This window comes from Kaistia dalseonensis (genome assembly GCF_030814715.1).
Classification (GTDB): Bacteria; Pseudomonadota; Alphaproteobacteria; order Rhizobiales; family Kaistiaceae; genus Kaistia; species Kaistia dalseonensis.
In genome coordinates, this window is the sequence record NZ_JAUSVO010000004.1 from 454,926 (window position 1) to 476,884 (window position 21,959).

Genomic DNA, 21,959 nt, shown 5'->3' on the forward strand with positions numbered 1-21,959 from the left:
GTGTGTGTCTGAACCGCCCCGCGTTTTCTAGACGCCCTCGGCTTTGGCTTTGTGCTGCCGTTCGAACTCCATGGGTGACAGCATCTCGTTGCGTGCGTGCTTCCGGGTGGAGTTGCAGAACATCTCGATGTAATCGAACACGTCCCGGCGTGCCTCGTCGCGCGTGCGGTGGACCTTGCGGCGGACGCGTTCGCGCTTGAGCAGGTTGAAGAAGCTCTCGGCCACGGCGTTGTCATGGCAGTTGCCACGACGGCTCATCGAGGGCTGCAGATCGTGGTGTTTCAGGAACGAAGCCCATTCCAGGCTGGTGAACTGGCTCCCCTGATCCGAATGCACCAGCGCACGGTCCTTTGGCCTGCGTCGCCAGACGGCGGCCAGCAGCGCCTGAAGCACGACGTTGGTGGTCTGCCGGGCCTGTATGGACCAGTCGACGACCCGGCGGGAGAAGAGGTCGATCACGACCGCCAGATAGGCGAAGCCTTCGTGAGTGCGGATGTAGGTGATGTCGGTCACCCAGGCCTTGTCAGGCGCGTCCGCGTCAAACCGGCGATCGAGCGTGTCGTCTACCGCCAGGGATGGCTTGCCTCCTTATTGGCCGGGATGGCGTCTGTAGCCGATCTGCGCCTGAATGCCGGCAAGTCGCGTCAGCCGCGCAACCCGGTTGGGACAGCAGCTCTCGCCCATGTCCGCCAGATCGTCGTGAAGCTTGCGCCTTGCGGTGATGGCAAGCAATCACCTGTCGGCCAATGGATAGCCATAGACTTTGCCGCTCTCGCGGCGATGCTCGGCGATGAGCGCGTACTTCGCTTTGCATCGTTGGCGAAGTACGCGGCCGCTTCTTTTGGGATGTCGCGCTCCTCCGTCACGCGCTGCAACTCGCGCTTCAGTCGGCGGACCTCAGCAGCCTGATCATCATCGCGGGCTGCGGCCGCAGGCTTGCCGTACCGTTTCCTCCGCTCGTAGAGCGAGTACTTGCTGATCCCCAGCCGCGCAGCCACCTCCGCAACCGGATAGCCCCGCTCGATGATCTGAACGACCGCGTCGCGCTTGAAGTCCTCGGTGAAGTTCGCTTTGCTCATCGGGGCCTCCTTGCCTCAGAATTGAGGGAAGAAGGCGTCCAGGAATCTAGGGGCGGTTCAGAGCCCGCGATCGGGTAGGATTGAATTCCGCGCATTCTCGTGCGCCAGAACTCAGCGAATACGACCATCTGGGCCAACCACTTTCAGTAGCCGTAATGATGACGCCACTCGTCGACATCCGAGATCGTATACACGTGGTTAGTTGAATCTCCCAGCGACGTGGATGCCTTGACCAAGCTCAAGGACCGTCGTCCGTAGTGCGGATATTTGAAATACGGAGGTGACGAATCAACCGAAGGAATTCACATGCAGAATATCCGCCGCACCCTGATCGGCCTCTTCGCGCTGCTTACAATCCTTTGGCTCATCGCCGAGCCTTCCGTCTTCCAGCCAGCGAACTTCTTCGTGCTGCGCGCAACGATGATGCAATACAGCGGCATCATCGCCATCGGCGCTATGAGTGTGGCGATGATTCTGGCGCTGCGGCCCCGCTGGCCAGAACGCTGGTTCGGCGGCCTCGACAAGATGTACCGCCTGCACAAATGGCTGGGCATCACGGCGCTGATCGTGTCCGTCATCCACTGGCTGTGGAGCCAGGGTGCCAAATGGGCGGTTGGCTACGGCTGGATCGCGCGGCCGGCTCGCGGCGAACGTCCGGCGATTGAAAATCCGATCGAGGCCTTTTTCTCGACCCAGCGGGGAACGGCGGAAGGACTCGGGGAATGGGCCTTCTATGCGACGATCATCCTGATCGCCCTCGCACTGATCAAGTATTTTCCCTACCGCTATTTCTACAAAACGCACCGCCTGCTGGCCGTCGCGTATCTGGTGCTCGTATATCACAGCGTGGTTCTGACGAGCTTCGATTACTGGACATCGCCGATCGGCATCGTCCTGGCTATGTTGCTCGCCTACGGAACATGGGCCGCTATCGTCGTACTTGTACGACGAGTCGGCGTCACCCGGCAGGTTCGCGGCACGATCGCGTCGACACACTATTATCCTGGCGTGAAGGTCCTCGAGACTGAGATCGAAGTCCCGCATGGCTGGCCGGGCCACAAACCGGGCCAGTTCGCCTTCGCGACGTCGGATCTCTCGGAAGGTGCGCATCCCTACACAATCGCCTCCGGCTGGAACGACAAGGACCCGCGCATCACCTTCATCACCAAGGAACTGGGCGATCACACCAGCCGCCTGCGCGAGAAGCTTCGCGCCGGACAGGACATGAAGATCGAAGGACCTTATGGTTGCTTCACCTTCGATGACGACAAACCGCACCAGATCTGGGTCGGCGGCGGGATAGGTATCACGCCGTTCATCGCCCACATGAAACACATCGCGCTGCAGAGCGGCTCCGGAAAGCCCGGCTCGAATGCGAAGACGGCCGACCTGTTTCACACCACGACGGATGTCGACGAGGAAGCGCTCCGCAAGTTGGCGGCCGACGCGTCGGAGGCAAAGGTGCGGCTTCACGTTCTCATCGACGAGCGCGACGGACGGCTGACCGGCGACCGCATCCGCGCCGAAGTGCCGAACTGGCGCGAAGCCAGCATCTGGTTCTGCGGGCCGTCTGGCTTCGGCGAAGCGCTGCGCAAGGACTTCGAGGCACAGGGTTTCGACGTTTCGAGACATTTCCACCAGGAGCTGTTTGCCATGCGCTGAAGTCGGTCAGGCATGGGTGTGAGCAAGCGCCCAAGCGAGGCCACACATCAGATTGCTTCAATTCATTGGGAATACTTCAGAAATTCTATGTCCACCGAGATCTCGATCGACGGTGACCTGCCACTGCATTTGGCAGGTCTCGCTCGTGGCTCGGGCTCCAGGATGAAAGCCTCAATCCTCAGGCGAGAGATGCCTGACGGGCTCGGTTGATGCGAGCCGGCGACAATCGGAAGCGCCGCCTGAGCGCCACCGACGGAAGTGATGTTGCATTGATCCGGCTCAATTCCAGGGCCGATGGGTTGGTGCATTCTCCATCAACGGCCGTTTAGAGCAGCAGGGCCAGGGAGAGGGGGCAGCAATGCAGGTTCCCGCAGAAATCACCTTCCGCAATTGCGAACCGTCGGAGGAACTCCGCGCCGAGATCGCCAGGGAACTGGATCGTCTGGAAAAATTCAGCGGCCAGATAACGAGTTGCCATGTGGTGATCGAGGGCCCGAGTTCGCGGCATCGCAAGGGCGGCGCTTTCAACGTCGAGTTGCGCATCGCGATGCCCGAGCGCAAGGATATTCTGGTCAGCCGGTCGCACGGCGACATCCCCGGGAACGAGCACCCGCTCGTCGCGATCAGGAATGCATTTCACACCGCACAGGGTCAAATCGAGGATGCCGAGCGCGAGATGCGCGGCGACGTCAAGACCCACCAGCCACCCGATCACGGACGCGTCACGAGGTTTCTCGCGGGCGAGGACTGCGGCTTCATCGAAACCAACGACGGGCGAGAGTTGTTCTTCAGCCGCAACGCCGTGCTGAACGATGGGTTTGACCGCCTGGTGGTCGGCAGCGAGGTCCGGTTCGTCGAGCAACAGGGCGACAAGGGTCCGCAGGCGAGTTCGGTGCGCTTGATCGGCAAGCACCACCCGACGTAGCGGGATCACCATGTCCACGCTTGGTGCCTTACGGACACGCCAAGCGATGGATGGCGGAGAAACGGCCGCGTAAGCATGCCTCAGAGAACCTCCTGATGCCTTCCCCGAGCCAGCACACCAGTCCCCGACCTCGATTCTTCAGTGTGTTTCCACCCGAACATCATCGGCAACGCTGTCGCTCGGATAGACGATGACTTGGTCGCCTGGTTGCAGTCCCGCGGACACCGCCGCGACGCGGCCGGATCGCCTCAATAGCTGGACGGCACGGAGCCGGGCCCTGCCGCCCGCCACCACATAGACATTCCATTGGTCGCCGGCACGAAACAGAGCGCCGGTCGGAATCATCGTCACATCATCGCGCCTGAACACTGTGATCCGCGCATCGACCTGATAGGCGTCGCCGAGACGGATCCAGTCCTTCTCCGGCGAGACCAGATCGATGAGCACGTTGACGCGTTGCTCCTCCACGCCCAGCGTCGAGACCTTGGTAAAGGCGGCCGGCTCGACCCTGCGCACGCGTCCGGCGAGCACGCCCGCTCCGCCCCAATTGTCGATCGCAACCTCGGCGCCTGGAGCGATTTCCACCGCATCGACACTGAGCACGTCGACGACGATCTCCAAGTCGCGAGGATCGCCGATTTCAAGAATGGGAGTGCCGGGTTGGACAATGGTTTCGCTCTCTTGCGTTACCTTCAGGACGAGCCCCGACACCGGCGCGGTCACGAGCCAGAGGTCAGGCGTCGTGTCGCTGCCATTCCGATACTGCGCGAGCAGCGCCCGGGCCTGTTCCATCTCATGTTCGGCGGCGTGATCCAGAAATTGCGCAGCGCGCAGTTCGCGATCGGCCACGCGCTTCGCGGTCTCGGCACGCTCAAGCACTTGTTGCGTCGACACGCCGCGCTGGGTCAGGGCACGCGCCCGCTCCAGATCGCTCGTTGCTTGCGCGACTTCCGCCTCGGCGCGCTCCACAGCGGCCTTGCTCCGTTCACGGCTGGCTTCGGTGACGCCCAGATGTTCCTCCGCCTCGCGGCGGCTGCGCGGATCGAGGAGGGGCGCCGGCGAAGGCGTGAGCGTCGCAATGGCGCCGCCGGCCGTCACCTCGTCGCCCGCCTTGAGCCAAACGCGACTCAGTCGGCCGGAGAGTGGCGCCGCCACGACGTAGCGCTCGCGGATCTGTGTCTTGCCGTCCTCGTCGATGGTAGCAACGAATTCGCCCTCGGTCGCGGTCGCCGTCTCGACGACCACGCGCTTTGGCACCATCAACCAGATGACCAGCGCCAGCAATGCGGCGACAGCGAAAAAGGACAGAACGCGGCTGAGCGTGATGCGCATCGTCTAGTCCCTCGTCTTGAGCACCGCGACCAGATCGAAACGGTCGACACGTCTGCGCACCACATAAGCGCTGCCGACGGACGCGGCGATCACGACGATACAGGCGGCGAAATAAGTCCCGGCGGTGACGACCCCGGGAATTTGGAAGCTTTCATTGGAGTAGAATTGGGTGATCAGGTGGATGAGGCCCTGCGAAAGCAGCATTCCGAGAGGAAGCGCCAGCGCAATCTCGATCACAAATTCTCCAAGCAGAATTTGGGCGACTTCGGCACGGGTGAAGCCAAGCACGCGCAAGGTTGCCAGGTCCCTCGCGCGCTCCTGCAGCCCGATACGGGCACTATTGTAAACGACACCGATTGCGATGATCACGGCGAATGTCGTGAGGATGCCCGCGCTGACCAGCAACATCTTGGCAATCTTGTCGAGGAAGGAAGCCAGCGTGTAGGTCTTGATGGCGACGGATTCGATGACCGGCAAATCCCTGAAGCGCTGCGACAGGGCCGGCAAGGCCGAAGGCTCGATGAAGAGCGCCGCGCCGGACACGACGTCGCCCTCGCCGGTAAGGCGGTTCAGCGTGCCGATCTCCATATAGGACCCCATGCCGAGCACCTCGTCGACGATGGCGCTCACGGGAACATCGCGTTTCCGACGCATTCCCTCCATGACCTCGACCGTCATGACGTCGCCAGGCGCGACGCCGAGGCGCTCGGCCAGCCGGCGCGTCAGCGTAATGCCGTCTTGCGATATCTCGATGGGGCGAAGCCTTGAATCATGCGGCCGGCGCAATTCTCCGTCCATCGGCAGGCCCGTGACGGCGGTCAGATAGCTGCGCTGGCCGGCGCGCATCCGTACCGGAACGATACGCTGGCCCTCAGCGGCAAGGACGCCGGGCTCTCGGCCCAAATCACCGATGATGCGGCGATCCAGCGGGTGCGGGAATGTCACCGTGGCATTGCCGCGTTCCACCAGGTTGAACTGGATTTCGATCATCGCATCGATGGCGTCGTGCCAGAATAGTCCGAGCACCACCATCGGAATGGCGAAGGCGATGCCGATCGTCGTCAGGGAGGCGCGGATGGGGCGGCCGAGAAGATTGCGCAAGACCATGATGCGCCGTGGCGTCAGCAGGCGCGACGACAGCAGGATCTCCAGCCACGATCTTCGGAAGCGCAGCGGTGCTGCTGGGCGCATTGCGACGGCGGGCGCCAGGACGACCACTTTGCGCAGCTCGGTGACGACGCCCAGAGTCGCCGCGGCGAAGCTGAGACCCACACCGGCTACGATCGACCACGCCGTCAGTTCGAACGTCAGGGTCGGAAGGCGGAAAAATCCCTGATAGCTCGCGATCATAGCGCGGCCGAAGGCGACGCCGCCGACAACGCCAAGCACCGAGCCCAGGATCACGACCACCGCCACCAGCTTCAGGTAGTGCGCGACGAGCGGGGCATTCGAGAATCCGAGGGCTTTCAGCGCTGCAATCTGCTCGCGCTGGGCCGCCACCTGTCGGCTGAGCGTCACGTTGAGCAGGAAAGCCGCCACGCCGAAGAAGATGACCGGAATGATGATGGAGGTCACCTTCTGCTGATCGAGTTCGTCCTCCAGGAACCGGTTGGACGGCTGATCGCGCCTTTCGAGCGCGCCCACCGAGCCGTAGGGTTCGAGCAGCCGGTCCAGTTCGGCGATCACCGGCCCCTGATCGACCCCTGGCGCCAGGGAGATGGCGAGGTCGTTGAACGCGCCCTTCATGTCGAAAGCAGCTTCGGCCGCGCTGCGATCGATCCAAAGAACGGCGTAGAAGCGATCATCCGGAATGGGAGCGCCAGGCTTCACGGCATAGACATATTCCGGTGAGAGCGCGGTGCCGGTCACGGCGAAGTTCTGCACGCGGCCATTGAGGATCACGCGGATATCGGTGCCCGGCACGGCGCCGTTCGTTTCGGCGAAGGCTTCATTGACGACGGCGCCGTGCGTTTCATTCGGTCCTGGCGCCGTGCCGCGCCGCACATGGAGGCGGGCAAGCGTTTCATCCCCACCGTTGGAAAGCGAGACCATGCGCGCCGACACGGGCAGGAGGGAATTGGGCCAGTCGACGATGACGTCGCGGACGATGCGTGGCTCGACCACCGCTACGCCTGGGATCGCTGCCAATCGCGACACGATCGATAGCGGGGCACGTTTCAAGCTGACGAAGATCTGGGGAAACCGCGCGCTGTCATAGAAGCGCGAGCGGCCAGATTGCAGGGAGTTGAAAGTCGAGATCGATGCTACGAAAACAGCTACGCCAGCGGCGACGACAAATGCGATCGTGATGATCTGGCCGCGCAGGGACAGCAGGTCGCGCCAGAGCTTCCTGTCGAGCAGGCTCACCACCTCAACTCCTCTGGCGACAGCCGGCACTCGTTGCGCTCCTCGCCGACGATGCGGCCGCCGCCGAGTTTCAGTACCCGGTCGGCCATTCCGGCGATCGCGGCATTGTGCGTGATGATGACGGTCGTCGTGCCGAGCTGTTCGTTGACGCGGGCAATGGCCGCCAGGACCAGCTTGCCAGTGTCGTAGTCGAGAGCGCCGGTCGGTTCGTCGCAAAGGAGGACGTCGGGTGACTTCGCAATCGCTCTGGCGACGGCAACGCGCTGTTGTTCGCCGCCCGAAAGCTGCGACGGAAAATGGTCGAGTCGCTCCGTAAGACCGACCAGAGCCAGGGCTGCTCGCGGGTCGAACGGCTTTTCGGCGATCTCCTGCACCAACTCGACATTTTCGAGGACTGTCAGGCTGGGTATCAGATTGTAGAATTGAAAGACGAAGCCGACATGTTCGCGCCTGTAGCGTGTCAATTCGGCTTCGCCCGCATTGACGAGATCGTGGTCGCGCCACCTGGCCTCGCCGGATGTTGGTGCATCGAGCCCGCCAAGGATGTTGAGCAATGTCGACTTGCCAGACCCAGAGGGACCGAGCAGCACGACGAATTCACCCTCACGGATATCGAGATCGATATCGCGAAGCGCGTGCACCTCGACTTCGCCCATGACATAGGTCTTCGACAGTCCACGGGCGTGGAAGACCACGCTTGGCGGGAGGTCCTTTGGCGTATGCGTCGGGTGAGAGCCGCCTTGTGTCATTCGACGTCGATCCGGGGTCAGTTTTGAACGCCGTCTGACACGCCGTGGACGCTTTGCGGCTTAACCTGTCGACGCGTACTCTTGCAATGCGATGCAGATCATCTGCGCCATGTTCCGGACGCCTCGCGCGAAACTGGCTGCAGCACGGGCAACGCCTGCTGCAGCCACGATGCAATGCGGGAGCCGTTTGCGCGTCCGCTCAGCCCGCCAAACGGAATGCAATAACTGGCAGATCGCTCATCTGCAGCGTTTCTGCCTTCACCGGAACCGGACCACGCTCGAATAGGGCCTTGAGATCCTCCGGGGTTGGCTTTACGCCGAGAACGATCCCCTGGACGATCGGCCCCTCCTTCAGGCGGAGATGGCCGTAGACATAAGGCGCGATCTTCTCGAACCTCGGATGGCAGGCCGGCGAAATATTGTGTGACGCCAGCAGCAACGTCGCGTCGCCACTCAGCTCGACCGGCGTCACGTCCCAACTGGCGCAATGTTCGCAGCAGCCGGTCGGCGGGAAAGTGTAGCCGCCGCAGGCTTTGCAGGTGACCGCCCGAAAGACGCCCTTCGCGAGCCCTTCGTAATAGGAGCGGATGGCACTCGACTGTTCGGCAACGTTCGGCATGTCAAACACTCCCAAGGACGACGACGGTGCCGATCATGGCGTAGCCGTGTGTGTGAATGACGGATATCTCCGGTGTCTTCCTGATTTGTCGCGGCCCCGCCTGGCCGCGCATCTGCAACACGGCCTCGTAGGTGTCGGTGCCGGCGCTGGCGCCCCAGGCATGGCCGAAGGCGTGGCGGCCGCCGTGGGTCGACATCGGCCGGTCGCCGTCAAAGCGCAGCCGGCCATCGCGCGCCGCGGCGAGCCCCTTGCCGGGTTCGAGATAACCGGTGGCCTCGGCGGTGCAGATGCCGGAGATGTGGGAGCAGTCGTGGGTGTGCAGGTAGTCGATGTCGGCGGCGGTGATGCCGGCCATATCGAAGGCGGCGTCGATCGCGCGGCGGTCGAATTCCCAATAGGTGGCGTCTTCGCCGTACCACGGCAGGTCACTATAGCTGATGCCGAAGCCCTTGAGCTCGACGGGCTGCGATTTGGCGCCTTTGGCTGCGTCCGCGCGGGTGATGACCATGGCCGAAGCGCCGTCCGCGGTCGTTACCAGGCTCAGAAGCCGTGACGGCCACGCCACGAAAGGATTGTGCTTGTCGGATTGCCAGTAGTCGTATGGATCGGAGAAGCCTTCCCTCGCCGCGCGGTCTTCGAGCTTCTCCTGAATGTTGGCTTTGGGGTTCATGGAACCGTGGAGGCGCCGTGTGCGGCAGAGCTCGAACATGCTGCGATCAAAGTCGTCGATCGACATGCCGTATTTGCGGCAGTAACCGAGCGCGACCAGACCGTTATAGGTCGAGAAGATGTCGTAGCCCTGCGGCACGCCATAGGCCTGATTGACCGCCATGTCGGTCCAAAGCCAGGTCTGCTGATGTGAAATCGGCTCGCGCTCGTAGGGACTGAACCCTTTCACCTTGGTGCGCGTGGTTTCTAGGCCATAGACGAGCACCGTGTCGTAGACCCCAGCCGCGACCGACATCGCGGCCATGGCGGCGCCGACATTGGTGGTTGAACATTGCGCCTCGAAATGGACGCCGGCCTTGAACTGCGTGCCGGTCCACTTGGACAGTTGCGAATAGGTGCCCGGCACCTGCGAACTGTGGACCATCGCATTGCCGGCGAAAACCGCGTCAACGTCCTGGCCGGTTATCCCGGCGTCGTCGAGCGCTTCCTTGACCGCGCGCGCCATCAGCTCCTGAATGCTCAACCCCTTCAGCTCAGGCGTTTCAAGCAAATCACCGAAGCGCGAGCAGCCGACACCCGATATCACGGCCCGTTCGACTAATTTGTTTCTCATGGACTGATCCCTCCCAGTCGTACCGAAGGCGTCTGTAGACGCTCTTATGACGAATGCGGCGGGGAACTCGGCACGAGAATGGCGCATCAATCCGCCGATAGCTCATTACTGTTGACCAACTGGAACAGACCGCTTTGATATGGGTCAAACAATTACGCGGAGCTGCATGGGAGGAAAGTGCTTCTTGAGCGAGAATTTAGGGTGGCGACACCGTTGCGATAAATGCCCCTAGGTCAGCCAACAACAGCTGCGGCTCCTCCAATGCGGCGAAATGGCCACCTCTCGGCATGTCGGTCCATTGAACGATGTTGTAGGTCTTTGCGGCGAACGAGCGCGGCGGCGGCAGGAAGACCGGGTCCCTAAAGGCCGCGAACCCCATCGGCGTCTCGACGCGTGCGCCGGCCGGAAAGCGATCGGCTCCTTCGAGCCGCTGCCCGTGATAGATCCAGCTCGCCGTCACGACCGCTGGCGGGGCGACATAGAGCATGATGTTGGTGAGCAGTTGCTCTTCCGAGAAGCGACTCCAGAGATCAGGGCTGCCGTCTGCGCGCCGCGGCAGATCAGCCCAGACGCCGAATTTCTCCAGTATCCATGCAGCAGCCCCGACCGGGCTGTCAGCCATCGCCGCGCCCAATGTCTGCGGCCGGGTTCCCTGCTCATGGCTGTATCCCTGCTCCCAGTCGAGGATTGCTGCCCGACGCACGAACCAGTCCTGCTCTTCGGGCGAAGCGGGAACGACGTCCTCTGCGAACACGCCGACCATGTTCATGTGAAAGCCGAGCAGTGCCTGCGGCTGATCCATGGCCATCCAGCTCGCGATCCCCGATCCCCAATCGCCACCCTGAACGAAGTAGCGGGTTTGCCCGAACAAGCGCTGCATCAGGCCATGCATGAGCCTGGCGGTTCGCCTTGGCCCGATGATGCCTGTGATCGGCGTCGAGAACGCGAAGCCGGGAAGCGATGGCACCACGACGTCATGCCCGGCCGATGCCAGCGGATCGAGCAACTGTTCGAACTCGAGATAAGAGCCCGGCCATCCATGCAGCAACAGGAGTGGCGGCCTCGTCCCATTCCCGCGCTTGTGCAAGAAGTGAATGCGTTCGCCGTCGATCTTGGTCGTGAAGTTGGGCAACCCGTTCAGGCGGCGCTCGATGGCACGCCAGTCGAACACCTCCTGCCAATAGGAAACAAGCCGCCTCAGGTCGTCTTTGCCGATGCCCGCCGACCAGCCGCCCGCATCCGGGAGACCATCCCAATCGTATTGCGCGACCCTGCTTCGAATGGCGGTAAGTCGACGTTCGGGGATGTCGATGACAAAGGGAGTAACCATTCCGTTCTCCTGGCTTGTCGAATTTCAGCGACTGACACAAAAATGGACGTCCTGATCCAGGCTTTGTAGGCTCCCAGCGATGAGAGGTCCTTTGCATCCCGCGCATCACAAGGCCCCCTCTGCAGATTGGGGCAGGGAGCTGGAGCTGTTCGCGCTGGTTGCCGATAACGGGAGCTTCTCGGCGGCAGCGCGGAGACTCGGTCTTGCTCCATCATCCGTTTCGCGCGTCGTCGACCACATGGAGGAACGGCTCGGCGTCCGGCTCCTGCTGCGAACGACGCGTTCTTTGACGCTTACCCCCGAAGGGTCCAGCTATCTCTCGGCCGCCCGCCGCATCCTGGCTGACCTCAGGGAAACCGAGCAATTGATCTCCCATCAGAGTTCACCCAAAGGGCGGCTGCGGGTCAGTGCGTCGATCGAGTATGGGCGGATGTTCCTGCTGCCCGTCCTCGGTGGCTTTATCCAGCGCTATCCGGACATATTGCTGGATGTCAGCTTGACCGACACCGTCGTCGACATCGCGGCCGGTCAAGCCGATGTGGGGATTCGGGTGGGTCCTCTGGCGGACACACAGCTGGTCGCCCGCAAGCTTGCGGAGACCCGAAAGGTGATCGTCGCGTCCCCGGACTATCTGGCGCGACGCGGGGTCCCCGGAACTCCCGAAGACTTGCACGCCCATGACTGCCTCGGCTTCAATTTCAAGCGCACCGCACCGGTCTGGCCGTTCCTGAGGGAGGGGCGCCACTATGCGCTCGCCATCAAGGGGAGCGTCGAGGCCGATAATGGCGATACGCTGAGACAGCTCGCTATCGGTGGCGTCGGCATCACGCGTGTCGGGACCATTACCGTCGAGGAAGAGATTCGATCGGGCGCGCTGATCCCCCTGCTAGAGGAATTCAATCCAGGCGATGTGGAGGAAGTCCACGCTCTTTTCGTCGGGGGCCCGCATATTCCAGCCCGGGTCCGATGCTTTTTGGACTATCTGACAGAGACGCTTCGGCCCTAGCCAAGTGCCGCAGGAGAGCGCCGGCCCCGCTCGGTGACGAACTCGATCAGAGCATGGCGGATCTGGTTTGGCGCCGGGACGGGCGTTAGCGCCATAGTGACGTTCATCCGCGCGCTCCGTGCAAAGGTTCCGTGCGCCGTGCAGCTCTAGGTCAAGCGCATTCCAGCCCCCATCTCTGTGTTGCACGGGCAATCACCGGCCATCCTTCTCTTGCACGATCGGAGACATCCTGGTGACCGCCACCATCGCCGACATCTATCGTTGCTATATCGACTGCCTGAATGCTCAGGACTGGCCGAGCCTCAGCCAGTTCGTGGCGGACGATGTCGAACATAATGGCCGGAGCTTTGGACTGGCCGGCTATCGCGCCATGCTCGAGGAGGACTTCCGGCAGATACCCGATCTCGCCTTCAGGCTTGATCTCCTGATCGAGGATCCCCCGATCATCGGCGCGCGGCTCGTCTTCGATTGCCGGCCAGCCGGCCTGTTTCTCGGCCTTCCCGTCTATGGTCGCCGTGTCTCGTTCACGGAGAACGTCTTCTATGAATTCCGCGGTGCGAAGATCGCACGCGTTTGGTCGGTCATCGACAAGGCTGCGATCGAAGCGCAACTCGCATGACACGCCCGAGCGCGATCACATTGACGTGCTCCCAGATTGCCCTCGCTCATAACTGGACTCTGTTCTCTCTTTGGTCCGTTTTGGACCGAGCCGCAAACTCGTTCGAGGTGAGGCCGCGCAGGCTGGTGTGCGGCCGGTGATGGTTATAGTCGTTCCTCCATTCTTCGGTGATGCGGCGTGCCGATGCCAAGCCGCGGAACAGATGTTCGTTGAGGCATTCGTCCCGGAAGCGACCATTCAGGCTTTTGACGAAGCCGTTCTGCGTCGGCTTGCCGGGCGCGATGTAGTGCCACTCGACGCGGGTATCTTCCTGCCACTGCAGGATCGCCCGCGAGGTCAACTCGGTGCCGTTGTCGGAGACGATCATCAATGGCCGGCCACGTGCCTCGGCGATGGCGTCCAGTTCCCGCGCCACCCGCATGCCGGAGAGCGACGTGTCGACGACGAGCGTCAGGCACGCGCGCGTGAAGTCGTCGACTACCACCAAGACCCGGAACCGCCGGCCGTCAGCCAGCATGTCTGAGACGAGGTCCGGGCTCCACCGCTGGTTCGGCCCCTGCGACAGCGCCATGGGCGCCCTTGTGCCCAGCGCCCGCTTGCGGCCGCCGCGCCTCTTCACCGTCAACCGCTCCTCGCGATAGAGCCGGAACAGCTTCTTGTGGTTCAGCTCGATGCCTTCCCGCTTCAGCAGGATATGCAGGCGCCGATAGCCAAACCGGCGCCGCTCAAGCGCCAGTTCTTTCAGTCGCCCCCGCAGGGCGGCATCGTCCGGTCGCCGTGACGCATAGCGATAGGTCTTCGGGTCGAGCCCGATCAGCCCGCAGGCCCGACGCGGCGAGTAACGCTTCTCTTTGATCGCCCAGGTCACGAAGTGCTTCCTTGTCCTGGGCGTCAGAACTTTCCCAGCCCCTCCCGCAGCGTCGCGACGTCCAGCATCGGCTCCGCCAACGACTTCTTGAGCTTGCGGTTCTCATCGTCGAGCGCCTTCAGCCGGCGTGCGTCGGACACTTCCATACCGCCATTAGCGACTGCGCCAGCTGCAAAACGTAGCGTCGCTGATCCCGCGCTTGCGGCAGATCTCCGCCACAGGAATCCCGGTCTGATGCTCTTTCAGGACGGCAATGATCTGCTCTTCGCTGAACCGGCTCTTCTTCATCCCGTCTCCTTCCGACGGGGGCCAATTCAAACCGAAGGCATTGCAGGGGGCAAGGTCACCCTTCATTTACTCCGCCCGCTTACCTGGATGAGACCTCGACACGAACGAAAGGCTTGATGCTCTAGAGCCGGGCGATGAAGTCGAGGACAGCGCCCGGCGCGAAGCGGTAGGTGCCGTCGATATCGGAGGCGACGACAGCTCCCGCCTCGTCCCGGCCCGTCACCTCGACGCGGTACTCCTTCGCTACCTCGAGTTCATAGCCGCCGGCCTGTGGGAAGCGGTTGCGGTCGAGCAGGAACACCGAGCCGATGATGGCCCAGAAGCCGCGCGGCGCGACGATTCCGGCCAGTTGCGGCGGGCTTGCCTCCGTCACTGGTCCAGCCTCGGTGACACGCACATAGACCTGGCCGACCGCGCTACGGCGCTGGACCTTGACAGAAATCCAGGCCTTGTCCTTCTTCGGCCTCGGCCGGATTTCGGCTTCGCTCGGCGCCTGCCGGTAACCGAGCGCGACGAGGACGCGGTAGACACCGGCGCTGCCGCCCGCGAGGATCAGCGCGGTGAGCAAATGCGACAGCGGCCCGCCACCCTCGCCCGAGACGAGGCCGTATTGGCTGAGCATAGTCTGCACTACATCGATGTTGAACGCCCATACGGCGAGCGCCGAGACGGCGATCATCACCAGTGTCTTGACGCCGCGGCCATAGAAGAGCTCCAGGAACAGCCGCCAGTTGAAGATGACGGCCAGGGCGGATTCTATCAGCACGGCCATGACGAAGAGCAGCGTCAGCGCCTTCAACGAGACGGCGTAGAAATTGGCGCTCCCCATCGTGACCCAGGCCGAGGCGGGCGGCGTCGGCGTATCGGCGAGCGCCGCGCCGGTGAACCCCGCCACGACGACCAGCGCGAGGGTAAGGGCGGCGATGGCGTCGCGGCTCTTCCTGGGCATCGAAGGCTCCCTTTTGGACGTCATCAAGCGAGATCGAACTCGACCCAAAGGCCCGCGCCATGCCGGATCGTGCGGATGGACCCCGACGGCGAGAAGTTCGGCTGCCCGTCGGGATCCGCTACCCAAACATCGTCGGCGCGCACGACACGGCCGGCACAGCGCTCCTTGAGCGCCGTGAGGATCTTGTCATAGGGCATGGCGCCCCAGTGGACGTTGGCCGCATCTTTCTGGTTGGTCGGGATGAATGCCGAGAGATCGGGGCTCGTCATCAATTCGAGGCCCTTGGCGCGCGCCGTGGCGTTTTGGCTGCCGTGATGGCCGACCTTGTAATAGACCGTCCGGCCGAGCAGATCGGGCCCGGTGACGACGGCGCCGTCAACCTGCCATTTCGTGTCCAGCCACGACAGCCAGTTGCCGATCTGCGCGTCGGCGGCGAAGAGCAGGACGCGCTTCGTGTCGGTAAACTCGAAGGCGAGCACGAGGCTGGTATTGTTGGTCCTGTCGTCAAGCTGCATTGCGAGGTCGGCAGAGACGCCGAGCCAGTCCATGTCGATCCGCCGCCAGGATTGATCTCTGGCTTCGGGATCAGGCGCCTTCGCCTTTCGGCGGCCTCGTGCTGGCGCCGTCTCGACAGACAGCGGCCCGAAATAGCGCTCGCGCGCGAAGTCGGCTATCTCCGGGGCGATATCGTCCGGCGGTGAGACCGGCGAAGCGGCCAGTCGCGCGAGATCGCTGCCGACATTGGGATCGAACGGCGCGGCATAGTCGAAGGTCTTGCTGCCGGCCGGATCGGTCGCCGCGAACGCCGACGACAGGGCTCGCTCAAGCGGCCATCCCGGACCGGCGCCCATGGCGTACATCTCGCTCGCCCGCTCCGTCAGCCCCAGCAGCGCCGGATCGCGCGGCGGGCCGAGGACATAAATCCGCAGGCCGGGGACATCCGTTAACTCGATCGGTGGGTCGCCGGGCTCGAAATAGCGCACATGCCCCTTGGCCAGCGCGGCAGCGGCGTCGCGCGAGGCGCGGACGCGCTCGCCTTTGACGCCGAAATTGAAGCCGAGCAACGCATCGAGCCCCGCGTGCAGGCCCGCAAGGTGCGGGTTGAGCGGGCCGGCCGCGCCGAGACGCTGGCTGGACGATTGCAGCGCGGCGAGGGCCTGCTGCTTGAACTTGTCAAGTTCGTTAGCCTGTGCGTCCAGAGGATCCTCGGTCCAGGCCATCCAGACCTCGCCGACCGAAAAGCCTTTGAAGGCGTCCGCCGCGGTCAGGAAGGCAGAGACGTGGTCCGTATGCTCGTGCGTGACGACGACGACGTCGAGGCGGGCCTTGGTGACCGCCGCGATATCGGCGACGACCTTGGCCATCTTGGCCGAGCCGCCGGAGACGGAGGAATGGACGCCGCAATCGATCAGCATCCAGAAATCGCCGCCGCCAGCCTTGGGGAAGCGCAGCAAATGGCTGTCGCCGATGCCCTGGCAGTAGTGGCGCACCGTGACCACCCCACCGATGGAGGGTGCCTTGCCGACCTTGGCCGGTGTCGCCTTCTTAGCCATCCTCCGGACCTCCATCATGGGTGTGCAGCAGCGCGAAGGGCTCACCGGGCGTTTCGCCGAAATAGAGCTGGCGGAGCGGCGAAAGGGCGTTGCCGGACGCCGTCTCGCGCTGCCGTTCGATGCGGCTGGTGCTCGCGCTGTTCTTGACGATGCTGTAGCGGACCTCGCGCTGCCCCTCGCGCGGATCAAGGATCAGTGTCGTGCCGCCACGGAACCAGAACCAGTGCCCGGCCTCGTCGTCCGGATTCAGGGGAACACGGCGCCGTTGCTGGATGGTGGCGACGAACTCGGTTCGGAAAGAACCGTCCGGCGCGACACGGCGGGCCGGACGCACGCTGAACACCTCGAACGTTGTGCTGCCGGGTTCCGGTTGTTTGACGATGTTGCCCTCGCTGTCATAGCGGGGTACGTCCGGCATCAGTCCGAACTGCACCAGAAGCGCCGGATCCTTGTCGAACTCCTGTTTGAGCGCCCGCCACATCGACCAGCGGTTCTTCTCGTTCAGGGCAAAGATCTGCGAGCGGTCGAGAACGCGGTCCCAGCCCAGGTCGAGCTTGGCCAGCACCTTGTCGAGCCAGGCCGGTTTCGGATCATCGAGCGTGCCCCAGGCGAGCGTTTCCTCCGATACGGTGCGCACATCGCGCGGCAGCAGGCCGCGGCGGCGGAACGCCTCCATGAAGGCGACGCGGTAATAGAAGCGGTCATTGGGGACGAGATCGATATCCGCCGTAATCAGGGCGCGCAAATATTCGCCGAAGGTGATGTCGACCGCCGGGCAATAATCCAGTGCGCGAATGCACATGCGCAGGACGTGCCGGGCCGCCTTGCAGCTTTCGGCGGTCAGGGCGTCGACGAGATCGGGATGCAGCGCGCCCTGGGGCAAGATGCCCGTGCCATTGGTGGCCAGACGAATGAGCAGCGCGGTTCGCCGTTCGACGATGCGCAGGAACGCGTCATAGACCGCGGAAACGAGGATCGAGCCGCGCGCATGGACCTCGGTCGTCGTCGCGTAGTCGAGCCCATGCACCTCCGCGCCGAGATAGTCGCGCAGCGGCCCGCCGCGCTGCGTGCCCTCGCCGAACTGCTTGGCGAGACCGCCGAGCAGCTCCGCCGCACTCAGCTTCCCTCCCGCCTGCGCGATCTGGAAGCGCACCAGCTCGGGAATCGCGAAATGCTGGAACAGTGCCACGATGTCGGCGAACGCCTCGTGGAACGCCGGCACGTCCGGATTCGACGCCTCCTGCAGACGGCGGTGCAATCCGTCGAGCAGGGCGTGCGACATCTCGTGGACGACAATGTCGCTTGAGAGGCAGGCAAAGACCATCGTCCCGGGCGCCGTCGCATCGTCGTCCTTTGGCTGGGCCGGGAAATAGCCGAACAGTAGCGCGACCTTCTCGGGACTGTAATAGGCATTCTCGGTCCGCAGCGCATGCGGATAGAGCCGGAGCCGAGGCACTTCATAGCTGGCGGTGCGGTCGTCGCCGTCGGCGTCCTTGGTCACGACCTGGCGCGGCGCCCACAGCGCCTTGCGGCCGAGTGCTTCCTCGAAATGGTCGATTGTCGTCATGGCGACCGCATAGACCATCTGCTGGTGAAAGCCGGGATTGCCCTCCGACGGTGGCCAGCCGTCCTGCGCAAGCAGCCTCGGCTCGTCGAGATTGACCGGGTCGTAGATGCGGTTCGAGGCCGGGTCGATGTCGACCACCTCCAGATACTCGCCAACGGGGCCGGGTCTCAGCTTCTCTTCCCAGCGCACCGTCAGAACTGTCTCGTTGACGACGACCGAGTCGAGTGACTTCGCTACGCTCGGATCGAGCGCGTAGACGCGAAGGCGTCGCTTTGGCGGCGGCAGCGCCTTCTGCTTGCGCTTGATCGGTGGCGTGGGCATCGCACCTGCCGCCGGCGCCGGCGCCTGCGCGCGACCGAGCGCCTGCTCAAGCGCCGCCTTCAGCGGCGTCGACGGATTGCCGGCATCGAGCGCCGCCTCGAGATAGCGCCGGCGCGCGGCGGCCGGAATCTGGTCATCCGGCAGGTCCGGATCGCCGATCGCCTCGTCGACGGCGGCGACGCGCTGCGCCATCTGCGTCAGTTCGAGCGCGAACATCGCGCCCCTACCATCGCCGGCCCCGGCGGCAAAGCTTGGATCCGTGCCGAGCAGAATGTCGAGCCATCCGAGGCTCGCCTTGGCCGGCGGCAGCTTGACGAGATCGTTGGCGGGGACCGGCTGATGCTGCAGCGCCGCGGCGGCCTTCATCACACCTTGGCCGATCTTCTGTAGCGTCTCGGCCGCCGTCATCGCCGCGGTGTTCTTGGTCGCCGAGGTGAAGAGCGCGCGGCGCGCCGCCTCGACCCACATCCACGCCTCGGGATATTGCGCCAGCGCCTGCCGGTGCTCGGCCAGCCAGAGCGCCGTGGCCGCCGCGATCTGCGGCGTCGCCGAGGACGTCCCGGCGCCGTCCATGTCGACGACCTTGCCGCAATCGATCGTCGCCCAGGGCACGTTCGGCGTATAGGCGCCCAGCGCCGTCTGCATCTTGCTGTCCGGGCCGTAGCTGCCCTGCATCGTGCCGGCTGCAAGGCCGGCATAAGCCCTTCCGTCGGCCATCACGCCGCAAGCGGCGAGAACGCGCCGGTAGCGGGCGGGATAGACGATCGATCGTGGCATAGGCGAGCCGGCATAGTTGTTGCCCGCAGCCGTCACCATGACCATTCCAGATTCGTAGGCGAGGTTGATCGCATCGACGAGTGCGGCCGAGGTCAGGCCGCCCATGCTCATGGAGAGCACATGGGCGCCCTGCCGGATCGCATAATCGATGCCCTGCACCATCGTGCCTGTCGAGAAGCGGACGACCCAGTCGGCGATGCGGATCGGGATCACGCGGGCATAGGGCGCCCCGCCGATGAAATCGTTGAAGCCCGGCCAGCTCGGCGAGGTGCCGTCGAGCTTGTTGCCGGCGAGGAGCGCCAGCGTCGCCGTGCCGTGGCCGCGATTGCGGATCGCGCCCATGCCGGTCGGCGTATGATCCGAGGCATCTCCCGGATCGGGATCGCCGTCGACGAAGCTGCGCTGATGGGCCGTATCGAGGTTTATTGGCCGCGTCACGTGCTGGGGATCGTAGCCCGTATCGAGATGGGCGATGACGATCTGCGACAGCTTCTGCTCGAAAGCGGGGCCGAGGGCGGCACGCGCCTTGGCAAGTTCCGAATAGCCATCGCCGAAATTCCAGGCGATGCCGGGGCCGACGGCCTTGCCGCCGGAGGGGTCCTGGTCGTCGAAAGCGCAGCGGTCCGCGGCAGAAGCCGCTGCGGCTCCCGTCACCTCGCGCGGCACGGGGAGCCATTCCTGCTGGATATCGGGCTCGACGAACTGCACATCGGCCGCGGCGGCCGCGGCAAAGCCCTGGCCGGGCGAGAGCAGCTGGTGGGCGTCGTCCCAAGGATTGCCGCCGCCCCCCCCCTCGGCGCCGAAAGCTGAAGCCAGGCTGAACCGGCTGAAGGCGCGAGACCTTTGCCCTTCGCCCCTGGCGGTATAGTCAGGATCGTCCGGACATCGACGCCGGCCGCGCCGAACGCCTTTCCGGTTGCCGCGACAAAGCTTTTCCCATTGCCGCGTACTTTGACCAAGAGCCGTGTATTCGCCATCGCCGTGCCTCCCGGACGATTTCGCTCGACTTCAGATCCTGCCGCCGCGAGAGCCGCTGCCGGCGCGCCGCAAACCCCTCGCTTCAGGAACGCCACTTCGAAATGCATGCCGTCCTTGCGGTTGTCATAGTGCCCGCCCCACCAGAAGCCCCAGTCATTGGCGAGCGGCACGAGTTCGCGCACGGAGCCCTTCTCGCCGACAAGGGCCGGCCGATGGCCGAGCTTGTTGAACTTCTCATTGATGTCGAAGGCACTACCGAAGGCGTGATTGCTGAGATTGGTGCGGCTGCCGCGCACGAAACGGGGCACGAACGAACCGTCATAGATCAGCACTCGGTCGAGCAGCTCCGCCTTCTCCCATGCCGCCCACATGCCCTGCAGCTGCGCGGCCGCCAGGCGGTGGAACTGCATCGTCTGCGGCGCCTTGGAACCTAGCGCCTTGCGCAGCTGCGGGATCGGCACGGCGATGATGTTGTCCCTTTCCCAGCTGCCGAGGATGCGGATTGCCTCAAGATTGCCGGGCTGCGGCGCCGACACGAAATCATAATGGCCGAACAGCGCCTCGCGCTGCGCGTTGGTGACGAGCGGCGAGAAGCCCGGACGCGGCGGAAAATTGGAGCTCGTATCGTCGTTCGCGGGTTCCTCGATCAGCTCAAGGCCGATCGACGCCGCCTCCAGCAGCGTTGCGCGCCCCGCGACGCCATCGGCCGTGAGTTTCTCCCGCTTCTGGAACGCCTTGGTCGCATCGCGCGTATGCTCGCCGAAACCGCCATCGAGGGCGCCCGGATCGAATCCCTGCCCTCTCAGGAAGGTCTGCCAGGCGAGGATGCGCGGTCCCGACATGCCGATCCGCAGTGCCGAAAGCGTCGCCGGCTGCGGCGCGTCGGCGGTTGGCAAGGCGGCAATCCCTGCGAGATGAAGGGAATTCGCGGCCATAATGCCGCCCGTCACGCCGGGCCCGCCGGCCATCGCCAAGGGCGCGGGGGCAGCGGCAAGCGCCGAGGCAGCAACTGCTGCCGGGGCGGCGGAGGGAGCCAGAGCCGCTTCTGCCGTCATCGGGAAGGTCTTGGCGATGTCGAGCGCCTTGTTCCAGCGATTGACCAGCCCCTTCCAGAACTTGCTCTTCTCGTCGCGATGGACGACGTCGCGCTCATAGGCTTCGCGTGCCGCGCGCAGCTTCTTCAGAAGCGCCGGGGCATCGCTCTCCGCCGCCGTCTCGGCGTCGCGGGTCGTCTTGCCGACGGCGCCGTCATCGGCGACGCCGAGCGCCCGCTGCAGGATGCGGGCACCACCGCCGGCGCCGCGGTTGAAGACGCAGTCGCGCAGGTAGGATTCGATCGCCGGGATCCGGGTCCAGGCGGCGGCACGATCCGTGTCCTCGGCGATGAAATCGGTCGCGAGTGCTTCGGCCTCGGCGAACTTCTTCTGTGCGAGCAGCGCAACCAACGCGTCGGCGACGGGCTTGTTGTAGCGCTCATTGATGCCGCCGACCTCATAGGCACCGCCGCCATCGCCGGCGGGGAGCTTATAGACCTTGAGATTTCCGTCGCGGTCACGCCTAGCTTCGAAATCAAGTATCGTCGCCGCCATGCGGTGGCGCTGTTCTGACGTCGCCATTCAGCCCCCCTCTGAACAGTCACCCCGAATATTTCTTGGTTGTGATCATTAGATCGTAACTCGTCATAATAG

At 64.0% G+C, this 21,959-nt stretch carries 14 protein-coding genes and 2 pseudogenes; 4 read left to right on the forward strand and 12 right to left on the reverse strand.

Features of this window, described 5'->3' with window-relative positions:
- Positions 1–27: 27 nt before the first annotated feature.
- Positions 28–1,079, reverse strand: a pseudogene (locus QO014_RS15920) (IS3 family transposase).
- Positions 1,080–1,385: 306 nt separating this feature from the next.
- Between QO014_RS15920 and QO014_RS15925 the strand changes: the two are divergent.
- Together QO014_RS15925 and QO014_RS15930 are read left to right on the forward strand one after the other, a co-directional pair.
- Positions 1,386–2,741: a ferredoxin reductase family protein gene (locus tag QO014_RS15925; protein ID WP_266349703.1), complete on the forward strand. Its 1,356-nt coding sequence runs from the start codon at positions 1,386–1,388 to the stop codon at positions 2,739–2,741.
- Between the two features lie 358 nt (positions 2,742–3,099).
- Positions 3,100–3,666: an HPF/RaiA family ribosome-associated protein gene (locus QO014_RS15930; RefSeq protein WP_266349704.1), complete on the forward strand. Its 567-nt coding sequence runs from the start codon at positions 3,100–3,102 to the stop codon at positions 3,664–3,666.
- A gap of 138 nt (positions 3,667–3,804) precedes the next feature.
- Here the strand turns inward: QO014_RS15930 and QO014_RS15935 are convergent, their stop codons facing one another.
- From QO014_RS15935 to QO014_RS15960, 6 genes are all read right to left on the reverse strand, one after another.
- Complete coding sequence (locus QO014_RS15935; protein WP_266349705.1) at positions 3,805–4,998, reverse strand: efflux RND transporter periplasmic adaptor subunit; 1,194 nt, start codon at positions 4,996–4,998, stop codon at positions 3,805–3,807.
- A 3-nt stretch (positions 4,999–5,001) separates the two neighbouring features.
- Complete coding sequence (locus tag QO014_RS15940; protein ID WP_266349937.1) at positions 5,002–7,365, reverse strand: ABC transporter permease; 2,364 nt, start codon at positions 7,363–7,365, stop codon at positions 5,002–5,004.
- Entirely contained in the window at positions 7,362–8,114 is a 753-nt protein-coding gene (locus QO014_RS15945; protein WP_307258464.1) for an ABC transporter ATP-binding protein, read from the reverse strand. Before QO014_RS15945 ends, QO014_RS15940 begins: the two co-directional genes overlap by 4 nt.
- Before the next feature lie 199 nt (positions 8,115–8,313).
- A complete protein-coding gene (locus QO014_RS15950; protein WP_266349706.1) occupies positions 8,314–8,733 on the reverse strand; it encodes a Zn-ribbon domain-containing OB-fold protein in 420 nt (139 codons plus the stop codon).
- A gap of 1 nt (position 8,734) precedes the next feature.
- Positions 8,735–10,015, reverse strand: a complete 1,281-nt coding sequence (locus QO014_RS15955; protein ID WP_266349707.1) for a thiolase family protein — start codon at positions 10,013–10,015, stop codon at positions 8,735–8,737.
- A 196-nt stretch (positions 10,016–10,211) separates the two neighbouring features.
- Positions 10,212–11,345, reverse strand: coding sequence for an epoxide hydrolase family protein (locus tag QO014_RS15960; protein WP_266349708.1), 1,134 nt, complete (start codon positions 11,343–11,345; stop codon positions 10,212–10,214).
- A 91-nt stretch (positions 11,346–11,436) separates the two neighbouring features.
- On the opposite strand from QO014_RS15960, the gene QO014_RS15965 reads away from it, so the two are divergent.
- Together QO014_RS15965 and QO014_RS15970 are read left to right on the forward strand one after the other, a co-directional pair.
- Positions 11,437–12,351, forward strand: a complete 915-nt coding sequence (locus QO014_RS15965; RefSeq protein WP_266349709.1) for a LysR family transcriptional regulator — start codon at positions 11,437–11,439, stop codon at positions 12,349–12,351.
- Positions 12,352–12,583: 232 nt separating this feature from the next.
- The gene (locus tag QO014_RS15970) at positions 12,584–12,970 is read left to right on the forward strand and encodes an ester cyclase (RefSeq protein WP_370877154.1); all 387 of its coding nucleotides are present in this window, start codon (positions 12,584–12,586) and stop codon (positions 12,968–12,970) included.
- A gap of 46 nt (positions 12,971–13,016) precedes the next feature.
- Here the strand turns inward: QO014_RS15970 and QO014_RS15975 are convergent.
- From QO014_RS15975 to QO014_RS15995, 5 genes and pseudogenes are all read right to left on the reverse strand, one after another.
- A pseudogene (locus QO014_RS15975) lies at positions 13,017–14,126 on the reverse strand (IS3 family transposase).
- A gap of 121 nt (positions 14,127–14,247) precedes the next feature.
- The gene (locus QO014_RS15980; RefSeq protein WP_266349710.1) at positions 14,248–15,075 is read right to left on the reverse strand and encodes a hypothetical protein; all 828 of its coding nucleotides are present in this window, start codon (positions 15,073–15,075) and stop codon (positions 14,248–14,250) included.
- Between the two features lie 23 nt (positions 15,076–15,098).
- Positions 15,099–16,628 (reverse strand): MBL fold metallo-hydrolase, encoded by a 1,530-nt coding sequence (locus QO014_RS15985; protein WP_266349711.1) that lies wholly within the window; start codon positions 16,626–16,628, stop codon positions 15,099–15,101.
- A complete protein-coding gene (locus tag QO014_RS15990; RefSeq protein ID WP_266349712.1) occupies positions 16,621–20,001 on the reverse strand; it encodes a S8 family serine peptidase in 3,381 nt (1,126 codons plus the stop codon). The genes QO014_RS15985 and QO014_RS15990 overlap by 8 nt, the downstream gene beginning before the upstream one ends.
- Positions 19,944–21,887, reverse strand: a complete 1,944-nt coding sequence (locus QO014_RS15995; protein ID WP_266349713.1) for a M15 family metallopeptidase — start codon at positions 21,885–21,887, stop codon at positions 19,944–19,946. The genes QO014_RS15990 and QO014_RS15995 overlap by 58 nt, the downstream gene beginning before the upstream one ends.
- Between the last annotated feature and the right edge of the window lie 72 nt (positions 21,888–21,959).

Excerpts from the sequence above, each read along its gene's own strand:
- QO014_RS15925 (WP_266349703.1), top strand. The coding sequence starts at position 1,386 with ATGCAGAATATCCGCCGCACCCTGATCGGCCTCTTCGCGCTGCTTACA.
- QO014_RS15930 (WP_266349704.1), top strand. The coding sequence starts at position 3,100 with ATGCAGGTTCCCGCAGAAATCACCTTCCGCAATTGCGAACCGTCGGAG.
- QO014_RS15935 (WP_266349705.1), bottom strand. The coding sequence starts at position 4,998 with ATGCGCATCACGCTCAGCCGCGTTCTGTCCTTTTTCGCTGTCGCCGCA.
- QO014_RS15945 (WP_307258464.1), bottom strand. The coding sequence starts at position 8,114 with ATGACACAAGGCGGCTCTCACCCGACGCATACGCCAAAGGACCTCCCG.
- QO014_RS15950 (WP_266349706.1), bottom strand. The coding sequence starts at position 8,733 with ATGCCGAACGTTGCCGAACAGTCGAGTGCCATCCGCTCCTATTACGAA.
- QO014_RS15955 (WP_266349707.1), bottom strand. The coding sequence starts at position 10,015 with ATGAGAAACAAATTAGTCGAACGGGCCGTGATATCGGGTGTCGGCTGC.
- QO014_RS15960 (WP_266349708.1), bottom strand. The coding sequence starts at position 11,345 with ATGGTTACTCCCTTTGTCATCGACATCCCCGAACGTCGACTTACCGCC.
- QO014_RS15980 (WP_266349710.1), bottom strand. The coding sequence starts at position 15,075 with ATGCCCAGGAAGAGCCGCGACGCCATCGCCGCCCTTACCCTCGCGCTG.
- QO014_RS15985 (WP_266349711.1), bottom strand. The coding sequence starts at position 16,628 with ATGGCTAAGAAGGCGACACCGGCCAAGGTCGGCAAGGCACCCTCCATC.
- QO014_RS15995 (WP_266349713.1), bottom strand. The coding sequence starts at position 21,887 with ATGGCGACGTCAGAACAGCGCCACCGCATGGCGGCGACGATACTTGAT.